Consider the following 14,782-nt stretch of genomic DNA (forward strand, 5'->3'; position numbering starts at 1 on the left):
GAAGGTCAGACTGGTCTTGTTTCACAAAGAGAAACCTTAGTGATCTTCATGAAAGCCTCAGAGAAACTTAGTGGTTAAAAAAATAGATTTTTTATTATCTGAGCCCCAACATATTGTGACTTTCCAAATAAATCGTACCTTTGCAATCCGTTCGAGTGAATGGGCTTATCTGAACAGATAAGTATTTGTAAACCAAAACGATGGCAATCTTGGCTCGGATTGACATTGTAATTAAAGAGCCCTGACACATTATGGCAGAAAATCAAGAAAACGTAAAGAACGAAGAGTTCGACTGGGAAGCATTTGAAACCAAAGGATTTGGTGAAGGCTACTCAAAATCAAAAAGAGAAGAATTAGCAGCAATGTACGACAATGTTGCTACTGACTTGGCTGAGCAGGAAGTAGTAAAAGGTATTGTGGTAGCGATTAATGATCGTGACGTGGTATTAAATGTTGGGTACAAGTCTGATGGATTGGTTCCTACCAATGAATTCCGTGATACTCCTGATTTAAAAATTGGTGACGAAGTGGAAGTTTACGTTGAAGAGCGTGAAGATCAAAATGGGGAATTAGTTTTATCCAGAAGAAAAGCAAAAATTGTAGGTGCTTGGGATAAAATCCAAAAAGCGCTTGACGAAGATTCAATTATCGAAGGATTAGTAAAAAGAAGAACTAAAGGTGGTTTAATCGTGGATGTACACGGTGTTGAAGCCTTCTTACCAGGCTCTCAAATTGACGTGAAGCCAATTCGCGACTTCGATGTATTTGTTGGAAAGAAAATGGAAGTAAAAGTGGTGAAAATTAACTACAGCAACGATAACGTAGTAGTTTCCCACAAAGTATTAATAGAGAAAGATCTAGAGAAGCAAAAAGCTGAAATCTTGAACAACCTTGAAAAAGGTCAAGTTCTAGAAGGTGTGATCAAAAACATGACCAACTTTGGTGTATTTATAGACCTTGGTGGTGTTGATGGTCTATTGCACATTACTGATATCTCTTGGGGTAGAATCAATCACCCAGAAGAAGTATTGAAGCTTGACGAAAAAGTGAAAGTAGTAGTACTTGACTTTGACGAAGGTAAAAAACGTATTTCTTTAGGTATGAAACAATTGACTTCTCACCCTTGGGACTCATTGGCTGAAGGCCTTGATGTAGGTTCTAAAGTGAAAGGTAAAATTGTTAATGTTGCTGATTACGGTGCATTCTTGGAAATCGCTCCAGGTGTTGAAGGTTTGATACACGTTTCTGAAATGAGCTGGTCACAGCACTTGAGAAATCCACAAGATTTCATCAATGTTGGTGATGAGTTAGAAGCTGTTGTCCTTACTTTAGACAAAGAAGAGCGTAAGATGTCATTAGGCATTAAGCAATTGACTGAAGACCCTTGGAACAAGAAAGAAGTATTAACAAAGTATGCCGTTGGTACTGAGCATAAAGGAGTAGTTAGAAATATGACTAACTTCGGATTGTTCATCGAATTGGAAGAAGGTATTGACGGATTGGTTCACGTTTCTGATTTAAGCTGGACTAAGAAAATCAAGCACCCATCTGAATTCGTGAAAGTAGGAGAGGAATTGAATGTAGTTGTTTTAGAACTAGATGTTGATAACAGAAGATTAGCATTAGGACATAAACAATTGGAAGAAAATCCTTGGGATACTTTCGAAACAGTATTTACTGTTGGTTCTAAGCACAAATGTACTGTGTTGAACAAAAACGAAAAAGGTGCTATCCTTGAGCTTCCTTATGGAATCGAAGGTTTTGCTGCAACTAAGCATTTGAAGAAAGCAGATGACTCTATGGCAGAAGTAGGGGAGTCTGTAGAATTCCAAGTATTAGAATTCTCAAAAGATGACAAGCGTATTGTATTGTCTCACTTACATACACACTCTAAAGTAGAAGAGGCAGCTCCTAAGAAGAAGCCAGCTACTGGAAGTGGTAAGAAGAAATCAGCTCCTAAGCAACAAGCTTCTTCATCTACATTAGGTGATTTAGATGCATTATCTGCATTGAAATCACAAATGGAAGATGATGCTAAAGGCGGAAGCAAGAAAAAAGCTGCTCCTAAGAAAGAGGAAGAGCCAAAAGCTGAAGCGAAGAAAGCAGCTAAGAAAGAAGAGCCAAAAGCTGATGAAGTGAAAGCAGAAGCCAAAAAGGAAGAAGCTAAAGCGGATGAGAAAGAGGCTAAAGCTGAAGAGAAAAAAGAAGATAAAGAGTAATCTCTAAATCTTATTAAATATATGTGAAAGCCATCTGCTGAAAAGTAGATGGCTTTTTTATTTAGGTCATTAAACTCATTGATTTAGAATCCTTTTGGGATTAGGGTCAAATTATTTAATAATTATTCTTGTTCTCTATTTGACAAGCGCAATAATATGTCTATTTTTGCAATCGCAAAAGCGAATAAGGTCACGTGGCCGAGTGGCTAGGCAGTGGTCTGCAAAACCATCCACAGCGGTTCGAATCCGCTCGTGACCTCTTTTTTTTACCTCCTTCGTGTCAAAAGCGGAGGAGGTTTTTTTATGCACAAACTTTCCTGTGGATGAGAACCGCTCGGTTCGAAATAAAATCAAATGTTTTTTTCAAATTGGCACACGCAAAAACGCGTACGCCAATATGAGAAATTATTTATTATCAACCTTAACCTAGCTTTTATATGAGCAGAAAGTTTAAATTCCATAATCATATGGAATATAGTTCTCCCACTGCCAAGGAGTATAAGTATCTTTAATTGCTAAATCTAACAGATATTTAAAAATACTCTCCCCATTATCACTATTAGTCATAATCATAACCCCAGTTTTCTCGGAAGGAAATAGAATAAAATAGTGTTGAAAACCATTGCCATGCCCCTCTTTAAAAGCAGCCCATCCATAAGGCGTTTTAATTAATCCAAAGCCAAGTCCATAGGAAAGCTGTATTTCATCGTATTCATCCGTTATCTCATTTGAGAGTGGCCGAATTGCCTTTTAGACTTAATCCTAATTTGAGGTTTTAAAATTTCATCCCAGCTTTGTTTGCTCAGTAGTTTTTTATTCAATACTGCTTCTAGAAATAGAGCGTAGTCAGATGCTGTAGTTTCTAAGGTACTGGGACCTCTTGGTTCATTATCCTTGTCTTTTTTATATAATTCGCCATTTTTGTTATGACCATAAGCAAAATCTGATTCATATTGAGGTTGCCACTGAAAGCTGGAATTGTACATTTTTAAAGGCTTAAAGATTTTCTCTTGAGCCAATTCCTCTAGCCCTTTTCCTGTTAGTTTTTCAATTACTACTTGCAGATATACCATTCCTTCTCCTGAGTAAAGGTATTTTTCGCCAGGTTCAAATTTTACTCTCAGCTTTTGATCAGCTTCAAACCATCTCCAATTTGGGAAGCCAGAGGTATGTGACAAGCACATTCTCGCAGTAATTTTATGATAGAGCGTGTCATTTTTTAAATCTGAGTAGTCATCGTGCCAACGGGTTTGAGGCTCATATTGATATATTTTTTTTGGAAGATAGGATTCTAAAGGAGTGTCCAAATCTAATAAGCCTTCATCCACTAATTTCATTACCAAGACACTAAAAACTGCTTTACTGAGTGAAGCCCCGTAAATGCTGGTGGTGTCTGTTAAAACTTTTTTATCCTGAAAGTTCTTGTAGCCAAATGAATTTTGATAAGAAACCTGATTGTTTTCTAAAATAGTCATATTTAATCCATGAACATCAGCTTTGCTCATAAGGAGATTTACTTTTTGCTTAAGTGAGTCAAGCATAAGTTTACTACCGTCTAGCCGAGTTATTGAATGCTCATTAGGAGTTGAACAGGAAGAAAATATAACTGCCAGCGCGATTAGAATATGTTTGCCTTGTTTTTTAAGTGAAAGAAAGGAAAATGCAAGAGGATAGTAGCATTTTTGTTTATTCACTACATAAAACATATTGAAAATTATGATGGCGAAATTTATAGGCACAACGCTTATAAAGAAAAGGAAACCATAACCTTCTACTGTTAGGAGTGCAATAAATGCCATGATAAAAATTATGGAAATTGAAATATTATCAATAGCGTCCTAAATAAAGAGAGGGGTTTAAGTTTTATCCCAAAATATTAATTTTGGGTTGACACAAAAACCACAAAACCCCTCATGAGCAATATTACACTTTTTGCACAGATTATTAAAAAAATTGACCGTTCAAAATTCAATAATTTAGCTAGGGAAAAACAGACCGATAAAGCCAATAAAGGATTTAACAGTTGGACACATCTAGTCTCTATGTTGTTCTGTCATTTTTCCAAGGCTACTTCGGTCAGAGATATATCCAACGGCATGCGTTCGGCAACAGGTAACCTGAATCATCTAGGTGTTGAACAAGCCCCTTCAAAGTCAAGTATAAGTTATCAAAACAAGCGTAGAGATGCTAGTTTGTTCAAAGACCTCTATTACAGTTTGCTTAATTCTTTAGGACAGCAGATAGGTGTAAAGCGAACAAAGCTCAAAATAAAAGTCCCGGTTTACCTGTTGGACTCCACTGTAATCAGTCTATGTCTGTCAGTATTTGACTGGGCTACTTTCCGCACCAAAAAGGGGGCTGTAAAAATGCACACATTACTGGATTATGACGGTAAACTGCCTGTTTATGTCAATATTACCGAGGGTAGCGTGGGCGATAACAAAGGGGCTTATGATATCCCTCTGGAGAAAGGCTCAGTGATCGTGGCTGACAGATATTATAATGATTTCCCCATGCTCAACATTTGGGACAGCAAAGGGGTAAACTTCGTGATCAGGCACAAGGGGAACCTTAAATTTGAAATGGTGAAGGAAAGAGAACTGCCCAACAACACAGCACAGCATATCTTAAAGGATGAAGAAATAATCCTCACCGGTTACCAATCAAAGAAAAAATACCCTGATAAGCTTAGAAGAGTGGCAGTATGGGACGATGAAAATCAGCAAACCATTGAGATCATCACCAATAATTTTAAATGGGCGGCTCAAACCATAGGTGACCTCTACAAGTCAAGATGGGAAATAGAGGTGTTTTTCAGGGATATTAAACAGTTGCTACATATCAAAACTTTCATTGGTACTTCTGAAAATGCTGTTATGATACAGATATGGACTGCCCTTATTACCATACTTCTACTTAAAGTAATGAAGCACCAAGCGAAATACAACTGGTACCTTTCTAATTTGGTGGCATTTATCAGGCTTAACGTGTTTGTTAAAATAAAACTTCAAAAATGGCTGGGCAAACCCTTTGAGGATCCGCCCAAAGTACAAAATCAAGGCGTACAGGGGGACCTTTTTCCTGATTATGGATAAAGCTGGACTAAACAGCAGTAGAAGTAGGCTTTTATCGCAATTTTAAATTATTTAGGACAGCATTGAAATATTATAATTTATGATTTTCCTGCCATGTAAATCATAGATAGGATTATCCTCCCGTTTATGCACCCAAAGGAATAATATAGTAAGGATGTTGAAGAAAGGGATTACAACTCCTAATAATGGCAAACCATGAAAGAGTAATAACCATTTTGTCTGAATACTTTCTTCTTTGGGGTTATCTAAAGGCTTTAAATCTTTTATTTGAATACCCAATCCGACCGCCAATAATTTAAGTGTGTCAAGATGAGGGTTAACAGAAGCTTTCTCTATTCTTTGGATTGTCCTGACCGTGACACTCGACTTTTCCGATAGCTTTTCTTGTGATAGTCCTTGTTGCTTACGATAGTAAACTAAGTTTTTTGCGATACTTTCTTTTTCCATCATTTTTCGATTTGTTAAAGTACAAAACTATTTTTAAATGATGGACTTTGTTACGACATAGTGGTGTCACCTTGATGTCATAATGCTTTAATTGGGTTTTAAGACACCTAATTGAAAGAAGCACAATGCGAAGAGTGTTGTATTTTGATTATGTTAATTAGAAGTTAAAAAGGGGTTTTGGAGATGTTAACAGTCGAGACACATTCGCAGAGGATTGTTATTTTCTATTTAAGTAATACTAAATTAGTTTCTGTTAAAATTTTAACAAAACCTTTTAAATTTCAAACATAACTTATAATTTAGTTTTCGACAAACCATCAATTTAATTCAAATGAAAACTATCAAACTAATCTCATTACTTATTTTAGGACTCTTAGCTTCATGTTCTTCTGAAAAAGAAGCTATTGTAACTTCTTTAAAAGGGAAAGTTATAAATCCAAAAGGTGATAATATTTCTTTAAGACTTCAGGATACAACTTTAACAGCTACATTAGATTCAGTTGGTAATTTCCAAACTAATATACCTATTAATAAAGTTGAGAAAATAGTCTTTGCTCATGGAGAAGAAATATCTAACCTATATCTAAGGCCAGGGGATCAATTAAGCCTAACAATTGATCCAACAGAATTTGATGAATCTATAAAGTATGAGGGTAAAGGAGCAGCCATCAATAACTTTTTGGCGTCCACGGTTTTAATGGAAGATACTTTAAAAGGAATAGCACAATTAGCGGCTCTTTCGGAAGATAGTTTTCTAGTAGCATTCCGTAAAAACTATTTAATGAAAGAAGATGCTTTAGAAAAGTCAGGGGTTAAGGATCAAGAATTTAAAGAGTGGTATCTTAAAAATAATGATTGGGAGTTTTATTTCAATCTATTAAATTATCCAAGCTATAAATTCAGATTGACAAAAGAAGAATTCGAGCCTTCTGAGAACTTTTATGCTTTTCAGGATTCATTGGATCTTTACGATTCAAGCAATTTAGATTATGAGTTTTTTATCCCCTATATTCAAAGGCAAATTACATTTAAAGTACGTGAAAAGTTTAAAGATAAAGTCCCCCAAGATGTAAGTGAATACGTAATGACATCAGTAGAAGAAATACGTTCTATTCCGAGCGATCCCATTAGAGAAGAATTATTATACGAAGTATTAAATGTACATCTAAATAGGTTGAACAAAGAAGATAGAGATTCTTTGATTGTGGAGTGGAAGGCATTGAATTCCTCTAAGCAACGTTTAAAGAACATAGAAGATAAGCTTGAAATTTTAGCATCAGTGGAAAAAGGTAACCCAGCTCCAGATTTTAAATATGTCAATCTTGAAGGAGATAGTATGACTATGGCTGATTTTAAAGGTAAAGTAGTTTATATTGATGTTTGGGCTACCTGGTGTGCCCCATGCATTGCAGAACATCCTTATATGGAGGAATTACAAAAGCAATATGAAGATGAAGATGTTGCCTTTATTGCGATAAGTGTTGATTCATCACCTGAGCCATGGCAAAAGATGGTTAAGAAAAAAGAGTTAGGAGGGATTCATTTATATGCTGAGGGTGCCTGGGATGCAACTATTATGCAAAAATATGGAATTAGTGGAATCCCTCGTTTTATTTTGATTGACCAAGAAGGTAAAATAGTAAATGCCAATGCTGCGAGACCATCTGGTACTATTTCAGAAGATATAGATGATTTACTATTGGTTGACGTGCAATTATAATGGTTAATTTTAATGTAGGTGAGATTTCTAAATAGCTGCTATTTTAAGGATTAATCGAATATTAAATTGTATTAATAAAATATAATTCTTAAATTATATTTTAGTTAGTAATTCTGATAATAGATATTATGAAATTCCTTAAGCAATTTTCTATTCTGATTATATCATTCTACATGGCTTTAAATTATAGTTACGGTCAGGAATTAGAAAAAGATACCTTAAAAACAGATGAAAGTAAAAATGTTATATATGGAACAGTTGGCTTTGTTCCTATATATGCAGTTGCTAATATTTCCTATGAAAGATGTATAGCTGCAAATGATAATAAGTTTTTACGGTCTTTTTGGTTAAAGGTATCTGGTGGACTTTGGGAGGCTTGGGCTGTAGGTGGGCCACATTTTTTTGCTGGCTTAACAAGTTTAACAGGATCAGGTAATCATCATTTAGAACTTAATATAGGATTTGTAAGCATGTACGATAAGAAAAGTTACGAGGATAATTATTTATATAATCCAAATGGTAATAGTGAATCACTTTCTAAATCAGATTTTATTGACAACAGCATAGCAGGTGGAGTAGGTTATCGTTATCAGCCCACTGATGGAGGCTTTGTTTTCAGAGCAGGTTTAAGCTATCCTGAATCTATTTACTTTAGTCTGGGTGTTAGTTTTTAAGAGACTTTTATTTTACAAGCTAGCTTACTTTAATGTCCTTTTATCCAGCCCTTATTAAGCCTCAGATTTAACCTTAGTTCTGCAGGTGAAGTAAGATTGCCTTAAATCAATAACATAGAGCATAAGCGTTTCTTGTGTTTCTATTGAATAAATGTAGCATTATCTCCTTAGCTAAGAACATACTTAAAAGGTAGTTGTTACGTTAATTTTAGTAAATTAACCTTGATGAACCACCTCAAATTAATATTAATTGTTGTCTTTTCGGTATTAAGCTTTTCCCATTTGAAAGCTCAAAAGCAACTAAAAGGACTTTTAATTGACGAGGATACAAATGAACCCATTGAAGGAAGTCATATTATAAACCTTAGCAAAAAAACCTTTGCTATAAGTAACCAAAAAGGACAATTTAGCATTCGAGCCCAAACTTTTGATACTTTACTAATCTCCAATATTAATTATCATCGTAAAGAATTCATTATAAATGAGATCAATCCAGTTGTGATTTATATGAGCCCATTAATCATTGAGTTGGATGAGGTGGAAGTAAGCAATATGCCTAAAAATTCAAGTGTTTTTAGTGAGAAGTTGAAAAATATGGAAAATCAAGATGATAAGGAGTTTAGAATCTATGGTGTTCCACAGGCCAAACCTATGGCTGAGATTCCACCTTTGTTTCAGGAAGATAACAGTCTGAGATTTTGGGAAAATGGAAGGATTCTTCCTCCTCATGCCATTGACATTTATGTAATTCCCAAAATGTTCAATCGTAAGTATAAATCCAAAATGAAGTACTATGCGCTTAAAGCTGAAAAAGATGAGCGAATAATAAATAATAAGAGATTTAACCGTGAAATTGTCAAAGGAATAGTCGGTTTAGAGGGAGATTTGCTCACTGATTTTATAAGCTTTATGGATGTTAAGGAGGAATTCATTAAATCATCCACTGATTATGAAATTATGGTTTTTATTAAGGATAAGTATAGCGAATTTATGCGTTTTGGGGAGTGATGAGCTTTAAATAGCCGAGTGTGTTAATAACTATCGGACACACGCGAAAACGCGTGCGCCAGCGCATCAGCTGCTGCCAGTAGTTAGGGAATTCTACAGATTATTAAAATTTTCTTAATTCTTTCAATAAACTTTTAGTTAAAGTAATTTGCTAATCCCTACTGTATAATTACTTTAGTATTTATAATAAATGTAGAACTGGTAGATAAAGCTAGCGCGCTGGCGCACGCGTTTTCGCGTGTGTCTATGCGCCTAATCAAAAGTCAGCCAATAAAAGAAAAATTGTCTATTATCAACCTTAACCTAGCTTGTATATGAGCAGAAAATATAAATTCCACAATAAAGAAGGTCTATATTTCGTCAGTTTCGCAACCGTGTATTGGATTGATTTGATGGTACGGGAACAGTATTTTTCAATCCTTATTGATAGCCTCGATTACTGCCGAAAAAATAAAGGAATGGAAATTTATTGTTATTGCATAATGCCAAGTCATCTACATTTGATTTTCAGAGCTAAAGAAAATAATCCGGAAAAAGTTTTAGGTAGGTTTAAAGAATTTACCTCCAAGCAATTGCAAGCATCCATAAAAGAAAATGTACAGGAAAGTAGAAAGGAATGCCTGCCTGCCTCTGGCAGGGATACTTTGGATGCTAAAGAGGGCAGGCTCAAAGAGTAGTAATGTAAAAGGCAGTCAATTATGGCAACATAATAATAAACCGATAGAACTATACAGTAATGCAGTAATCGACCAAAAAGTTAATTATATCCATCAGAACCCAGTAGTTGCAGGATTTGTAAATGAGGCTCATCATTGGAAATATAGTAGTGCAATTGATTATAGTGGAGGGAAGGGTGTTTTGGAGATTGATTATGTTGATTAGAGGTTGTAAATGGACACACGCGAAAACGCGTGCGCCAGCTTGGGGGTGTTAGATAATAACTATTAGACACATGCGGAACGCACCAGCTGGGGTGTGATTATTAGTGAATTATTAGTGAATTATTATTGTAAAGTTATTTTAGACGATACAATTTTTTAGTTATTGATTATGTAAATTAGCAGTATGTATGGACACACGTGTGAACTAAGTTGGGACATGTGTATACTTACTGAGAATAATCTTTAATTTAGTATATGGACAATCACAAACCTATTTCAACCAAAATACTAATATTATATATCATATTAATTGTAGTTGGAGGTATTGCATCATTTTTCCTTATTGAAGATTGGATTGTTGACAATGTTATTTCAAATGGTAATCTTAAAGATTTAACACATGTATATGGACTATTAGGGTTTGTAGTTTCAGTTATTACAATTTTATTATTATATCATAACTACAGACAAAGCCAAATTGAATTTAATAAGATTAGTGAATCAAATAATAAGGCAATTGAAATACAATTAATTCTATATGAGAAACAAAAAATTGATAACGAAATTTCAAAAATAGATACAATTCATATCGATGAGTTGAGAAATATATTAACGGAAATAATTAATAAAAGAAATCTGAAATTAAATGAAAAAGCTAAACATTGGTTAAAATTGTTTGAAAGGTTTGGGTAGCAAAATTTCAGGGATTTCTCAGAGAATATCATTAATGTAAATAATCAGATATCTTTGATCAAAAATATAATCAAAAATAAAGATGTATTTAATACTATTTATACCAGTATTCCTAATGATTTAATAAAGGTAATTTTTCTATTACCAGATATTTATTCTTTAAATTATATTTTTGAGGAACTTCAAAAGCAAAAACTGAATTCAGGAACTTTAAATTCTTTTGAAAATACCATAAAATATATTTCTGAGATAAAAGAATCTAGTTTTACTATAATAAGTATTTATTTACAACTAAATCAATTCAAAAAATTGAAGGATTAAGTAAGCGCGTGTCTCTGAATTATTATTTAAAATAAACATCATATCTAGAGTTATAAGTTTGTAAAATATCATATCCTATTGAGTCCAATTGTGGAAATATCGAAGTCCTTGTAATTCCAAGTTTTCTTAGTTTCCATCGCATTGTAATTTTGCTTTTAAGTGGTATGATATACTTGTTAATTACAAACTTCACATCTTCTTGGTAAGGATTTGCATGAATAGAGAAAAGCCCATTCTGTGATAAATAACGCTTATTATCTAGAGTTGGTATTACTCCCATTGACATTTTAACTTCAAATGGATTCTGATTCTTCATTTGTTCAGAGGTGATGTATGAACTGAACATTCCTTGGTAAATACATGCATCAGTCTTATTTTCATTTTCTATTGCAAAATACAAAGCTACTAATGGGTTGTAAGTCCAATCTAATAGTCGAGTAGGTAAACCGTAATGTTGAGCAAGTATTAACCATTCGTATTCATTCTTAGGGATTTTATCAATGAAAAGTGGGGCTTTTCTTTTGAAACCATTAAAGATTTCTTTTTCAAATTGAACCAAAATCTTTTCTGGGTTTTTAAATGGAATCCTTCCGATTGATGGAATTAAATTATAATTTACATCAGGCTGACCTCTAAATATATCTGTTTCATCTAAGAAAGTTAGCTTATCTATGAAATCTTCTATTGAATTAATAATAATTTTTTCCATGTAAAAAGTAGCTTTAATTATTGTAATTTGTCTTATGCTTTAATATTCTCAAGAAAAATCGGTCAAAATATAAAATTATGAGAAGTAAAAACTCTATGTAAATACAACAATAAATTTTCATTACCAATCTTAACCTAGCTTAAAGCTGAGTGGAAAACGTACCAAAAACTTTGAAAACCATAAATCTCATGATAAAGTACGCTTAAACAATTTTTTATCAAACCTCCTCCCGCCTCATCTTCATCTCTCCAACACTCATATTTCTTTCTTTAGCCAATCTTCTCTCTTGGCTGGCTTCAAAGGCAGAAATACCTTGTAATTCAGATAGATAATCTAAGTGACCTGGAGAGGTAACGACCATAATATCATCCGCTGTAATTTGATTAGGGCTTTCATAGCCGCATGATTCTGCTAACATCTGGGTTTCTTTATAGAGCGCATCAGCATAGGTAGCAATTCTTTTGGCTGCAGCTTCTATATCCAATGCTTTTTGTAATTTCTTATTTTGAGTAGCAATTCCTGTTGGACAAGCATTGGTATGACATTCCAAAGCTTGAATACAGCCTAGTGATAACATAAATCCTCTGGCAATGTAAACCGCATCTGCACCTAATGCCATGGCTACGGCTATGTCAATAGTAGTAGCGATTTTACCGCTGGCAAACAACACTACTTTATCTCTTACGCCATTGTGTCTTAAAGCCCAATCTGCCACAGCCAATGCTTGCTTCATAGGTAAACCGGCATAAGAACTTAAGACATGAGGTGAGGCTCCTGTTCCTCCGTCTCCACCATCTATTACTATATAATCAGGGCCTCTACCAGGCTCATCTTTCATTTTCTTGGCGATGTCTTCAATCTCTACGGTATGCCCGATTACCATTTTAATCCCTACTGGTTTATTGGTAATCTTCCTGACTTTATCGATAAAATCAAATAATCCTGCCACATCAGAGAATTCTTTGTGTCTTGCTGGGGCATAGGCATCTTTTCCCATTGGAATTTTTCTTATCTGGGCTATTTCGGCTGTGATCTTTTCCTTCAGCAACATACCCCCTTTACCTGGTTTAGCTCCTTGCGCCAATTTGATTTCAAACATCTTCACTTGAAGATGATCGGCCATTTCTTTTAGTAAACTTTCATCCAAATCACCGTCTTCTGTCCTAATCCCATATTTGGCTGTTCCAATTTGAAAAACTAGATCAGCACCACCGTATTCATGACATGGTGCGAGCGAACCTTCACCTGTATTATGTAAAATTCCCGCCATTTTAGCTCCTTTACTAAGTGCAGCATGTGCATTATAAGAAAGTGCTCCGTATGACATGGCACTGATGTGTACAAAATGATTTAAAGTGTATGTTTGAACTCCCGTATGTTCGCCTATTACTTTTTTATAAAAGTGCCCTGTTTCATCTCCTGTTTTGGTTTTAGTATTGGTAAATGTAGCGGGCATAATGAGCGTAGTGCCTACTTTATCCATATCGATTTGGCTACCAAAGCCAATGGTGTTGCTCACTCCTGCAGAAGTGGCATAAATCCAATTTCTGGTGATTCTATTGTAAGGCGTTTCTTCTTGGTCATTGGAGAATAAATACTGCCTTAATAGGGGCCCCACTTTTACTAAAAATTTTCTACCCCAAATCACTACTGGGAAAACACGTTGTATAGGCGTATCAGTCTGTCTTTTATCATAGATATATAAGGTGATCAGTCCCGTGATGAGAAGGGATAGAAGAAATTCGCCACCTAATGTAAGAGCTAATTTTACTGGACCCGATTCTTGTAAAAATTCGTACTGAAAAAAATAGCCATAAGCAGCGGTTAAAATAAGAGCGGAAATTATCCAGCCACTTGTATAGCTATTAAAGATTTTGAAAATGTACTTTAAGCGGGGACCGGTTGTGCCTGATTGAATAAATTCACGTTCTGCCATAGCATGAAAAGTTTATAGTTATTGGTAATATAGTACAATCTATAAGCTTTAGCAATAGCATTGGTCGAATAATTAAAATTAATCTTCCTTGGCTCACCAACACCCTCGTTTGGGTGTTTTCACTCAAAATTCCTGTTGATACGTTGAAACCTCACTGAAATTTGAAGGTGAAAACACCTTCAAAGAGGAGTAGTAAAAGGTGGGAACACCTTCAATGAGTAGTAGTTGGACTATTTGAAAGTGTATATTAAATAATTTATCACCCCATCTGCTTATTCCAAAAAGCATCAATTAGTAATTGCGCGGTGGCCGGATTTGTGGCGATTGGAATATTGTGAACATCACAAATACGCATCAACATTTGAACATCCGGTTCATGCGGGTGCTTGCCTAATGGATCTCTGAAAAAGAGCACCATTTCCAATTTCTTTTCAGCTGAAAGGGCTGCTATTTGTGCATCTCCACCAATTGGGCCGGAAAGTAATTTTTCAACTGATAGTCCTGTGTTTTCTACATACTTACCTGTAGTGCCAGTGGCTACTAAAGAAATTTCACCAAGCTTATCTTTGTTTTTATTGAGAAAAGATACCATTTCTGGCTTTTTCCCATCGTGGGCTATAATTGCAATTTTCATTTATTCTTTTAATTGTTTTTAAAATATTCTAAACCTAATTGATATCCTTTTAATCCTAATCCCGAGATCATCCCCACACATTTGGATGAAATTAGGCTTTTATGTCTGAATTCTTCCCTCTTATAAATATTAGAAATATGGATTTCAACTACTGGAACTGCAATAGCACCAATAGCATCATGAATGGCTACAGAAGTGTGGGTATAAGCAGCAGCATTCAGTAAAATGCCATCAAATTCATCATCTGCTTGTTGGATTTTACTTACTAATTTACCTTCAATATTGGATTGATAATATTCCAATTGTAACCCTGGATTTTTGTTTTGCAATTTCTTGAAAAACTCTTCAAAAGAATCCGATCCGTATATTTCTGGTTCTCTTTTGCCTAAAAGGTTTAAATTTGGGCCATTAATAATAATGATTCTCTTTTTATCCATTACTTTCG

The 14,782-nt window shown here is 34.7% G+C and carries 15 protein-coding genes and 1 tRNA gene; 10 read left to right on the plus strand and 6 right to left on the minus strand.

All coding sequences use genetic code 11. The features are described 5' to 3' along the window. The first annotated feature begins 251 nt into the window (after positions 1-251). Both rpsA and ABWH96_RS09975 read left to right on the plus strand, forming a co-directional pair. Positions 252-2,219 (plus strand): 30S ribosomal protein S1, encoded by a 1,968-nt coding sequence (gene rpsA / locus ABWH96_RS09970; protein ID WP_375581304.1) that lies wholly within the window; start codon positions 252-254, stop codon positions 2,217-2,219. A 188-nt stretch (positions 2,220-2,407) separates the two neighbouring features. Beyond that, positions 2,408-2,478, plus strand: a tRNA-Cys gene (locus ABWH96_RS09975). Between the two features lie 460 nt (positions 2,479-2,938). On the opposite strand, the gene ABWH96_RS09980 is transcribed toward ABWH96_RS09975, so the two are convergent. Continuing rightward, positions 2,939-4,018 (minus strand): serine hydrolase, encoded by a 1,080-nt coding sequence (locus tag ABWH96_RS09980; RefSeq protein ID WP_375581305.1) that lies wholly within the window; start codon positions 4,016-4,018, stop codon positions 2,939-2,941. A 114-nt stretch (positions 4,019-4,132) separates the two neighbouring features. Here ABWH96_RS09980 and ABWH96_RS09985 point away from each other — a divergent pair, with 114 nt between their 5' ends. After that, positions 4,133-5,314, plus strand: coding sequence for an IS4 family transposase (locus ABWH96_RS09985; protein ID WP_375581306.1), 1,182 nt, complete (start codon positions 4,133-4,135; stop codon positions 5,312-5,314). Positions 5,315-5,365: 51 nt separating this feature from the next. On the opposite strand, the gene ABWH96_RS09990 is transcribed toward ABWH96_RS09985, so the two are convergent. Then, positions 5,366-5,764 carry a helix-turn-helix domain-containing protein gene (locus ABWH96_RS09990; RefSeq protein ID WP_375581307.1) on the minus strand — a complete coding sequence of 133 codons (399 nt, stop codon included), beginning with the start codon at positions 5,762-5,764 and terminating at the stop codon, positions 5,366-5,368. A gap of 328 nt (positions 5,765-6,092) precedes the next feature. Here ABWH96_RS09990 and ABWH96_RS09995 point away from each other — a divergent pair, with 328 nt between their 5' ends. The 7 genes from ABWH96_RS09995 (at position 6,093) to ABWH96_RS10025 (ending at position 11,058) form a co-directional block, all read left to right on the plus strand. Then, the gene (locus ABWH96_RS09995; protein WP_375581308.1) at positions 6,093-7,481 is read left to right on the plus strand and encodes a TlpA family protein disulfide reductase; all 1,389 of its coding nucleotides are present in this window, start codon (positions 6,093-6,095) and stop codon (positions 7,479-7,481) included. Positions 7,482-7,609: 128 nt separating this feature from the next. Then, positions 7,610-8,155, plus strand: a complete 546-nt coding sequence (locus ABWH96_RS10000) for a hypothetical protein (protein ID WP_375581309.1) — start codon at positions 7,610-7,612, stop codon at positions 8,153-8,155. Between the two features lie 225 nt (positions 8,156-8,380). Further along, complete coding sequence (locus tag ABWH96_RS10005; protein ID WP_375581310.1) at positions 8,381-9,163, plus strand: hypothetical protein; 783 nt, start codon at positions 8,381-8,383, stop codon at positions 9,161-9,163. 314 nt (positions 9,164-9,477) lie between these two features. Further along, the gene (locus tag ABWH96_RS10010) at positions 9,478-9,840 is read left to right on the plus strand and encodes a transposase (RefSeq protein WP_375581311.1); all 363 of its coding nucleotides are present in this window, start codon (positions 9,478-9,480) and stop codon (positions 9,838-9,840) included. Beyond that, complete coding sequence (locus tag ABWH96_RS10015; RefSeq protein ID WP_375581312.1) at positions 9,812-10,045, plus strand: hypothetical protein; 234 nt, start codon at positions 9,812-9,814, stop codon at positions 10,043-10,045. Before ABWH96_RS10010 ends, ABWH96_RS10015 begins: the two co-directional genes overlap by 29 nt. Before the next feature lie 254 nt (positions 10,046-10,299). After that, positions 10,300-10,737, plus strand: coding sequence for a hypothetical protein (locus tag ABWH96_RS10020; RefSeq protein WP_375581313.1), 438 nt, complete (start codon positions 10,300-10,302; stop codon positions 10,735-10,737). Positions 10,738-10,791: 54 nt separating this feature from the next. Continuing rightward, the gene (locus ABWH96_RS10025) at positions 10,792-11,058 is read left to right on the plus strand and encodes a hypothetical protein (RefSeq protein WP_375581314.1); all 267 of its coding nucleotides are present in this window, start codon (positions 10,792-10,794) and stop codon (positions 11,056-11,058) included. Positions 11,059-11,080: 22 nt separating this feature from the next. Here the strand turns inward: ABWH96_RS10025 and ABWH96_RS10030 are convergent, their stop codons facing one another. From ABWH96_RS10030 to aroQ, 4 genes are all read right to left on the minus strand, one after another. Continuing rightward, entirely contained in the window at positions 11,081-11,767 is a 687-nt protein-coding gene (locus ABWH96_RS10030; protein ID WP_375581315.1) for an FRG domain-containing protein, read from the minus strand. A gap of 217 nt (positions 11,768-11,984) precedes the next feature. Continuing rightward, positions 11,985-13,703 carry an FMN-binding glutamate synthase family protein gene (locus ABWH96_RS10035; protein WP_375581316.1) on the minus strand — a complete coding sequence of 573 codons (1,719 nt, stop codon included), beginning with the start codon at positions 13,701-13,703 and terminating at the stop codon, positions 11,985-11,987. 259 nt (positions 13,704-13,962) lie between these two features. After that, a complete protein-coding gene (locus ABWH96_RS10040) occupies positions 13,963-14,337 on the minus strand; it encodes a methylglyoxal synthase (RefSeq protein ID WP_375581317.1) in 375 nt (124 codons plus the stop codon). An 8-nt stretch (positions 14,338-14,345) separates the two neighbouring features. Then, positions 14,346-14,774, minus strand: coding sequence for a type II 3-dehydroquinate dehydratase (gene aroQ, locus ABWH96_RS10045; RefSeq protein ID WP_375581318.1), 429 nt, complete (start codon positions 14,772-14,774; stop codon positions 14,346-14,348). Between the last annotated feature and the right edge of the window lie 8 nt (positions 14,775-14,782).

Source organism: Marivirga tractuosa (genome assembly GCF_042140215.1).
GTDB lineage: Bacteria > Bacteroidota > Bacteroidia > Cytophagales > Cyclobacteriaceae > Marivirga > Marivirga tractuosa_A.

Excerpts from the sequence above, each read along its gene's own strand:
- rpsA (WP_375581304.1), top strand. The coding sequence starts at position 252 with ATGGCAGAAAATCAAGAAAACGTAAAGAACGAAGAGTTCGACTGGGAA.
- ABWH96_RS09980 (WP_375581305.1), bottom strand. The coding sequence starts at position 4,018 with ATGGCATTTATTGCACTCCTAACAGTAGAAGGTTATGGTTTCCTTTTC.
- ABWH96_RS09985 (WP_375581306.1), top strand. The coding sequence starts at position 4,133 with ATGAGCAATATTACACTTTTTGCACAGATTATTAAAAAAATTGACCGT.
- ABWH96_RS09990 (WP_375581307.1), bottom strand. The coding sequence starts at position 5,764 with ATGATGGAAAAAGAAAGTATCGCAAAAAACTTAGTTTACTATCGTAAG.
- ABWH96_RS09995 (WP_375581308.1), top strand. The coding sequence starts at position 6,093 with ATGAAAACTATCAAACTAATCTCATTACTTATTTTAGGACTCTTAGCT.
- ABWH96_RS10000 (WP_375581309.1), top strand. The coding sequence starts at position 7,610 with ATGAAATTCCTTAAGCAATTTTCTATTCTGATTATATCATTCTACATG.
- ABWH96_RS10005 (WP_375581310.1), top strand. The coding sequence starts at position 8,381 with ATGAACCACCTCAAATTAATATTAATTGTTGTCTTTTCGGTATTAAGC.
- ABWH96_RS10010 (WP_375581311.1), top strand. The coding sequence starts at position 9,478 with ATGAGCAGAAAATATAAATTCCACAATAAAGAAGGTCTATATTTCGTC.
- ABWH96_RS10015 (WP_375581312.1), top strand. The coding sequence starts at position 9,812 with ATGCTAAAGAGGGCAGGCTCAAAGAGTAGTAATGTAAAAGGCAGTCAA.
- ABWH96_RS10020 (WP_375581313.1), top strand. The coding sequence starts at position 10,300 with ATGGACAATCACAAACCTATTTCAACCAAAATACTAATATTATATATC.
- ABWH96_RS10030 (WP_375581315.1), bottom strand. The coding sequence starts at position 11,767 with ATGGAAAAAATTATTATTAATTCAATAGAAGATTTCATAGATAAGCTA.
- ABWH96_RS10035 (WP_375581316.1), bottom strand. The coding sequence starts at position 13,703 with ATGGCAGAACGTGAATTTATTCAATCAGGCACAACCGGTCCCCGCTTA.
- ABWH96_RS10040 (WP_375581317.1), bottom strand. The coding sequence starts at position 14,337 with ATGAAAATTGCAATTATAGCCCACGATGGGAAAAAGCCAGAAATGGTA.
- aroQ (WP_375581318.1), bottom strand. The coding sequence starts at position 14,774 with ATGGATAAAAAGAGAATCATTATTATTAATGGCCCAAATTTAAACCTT.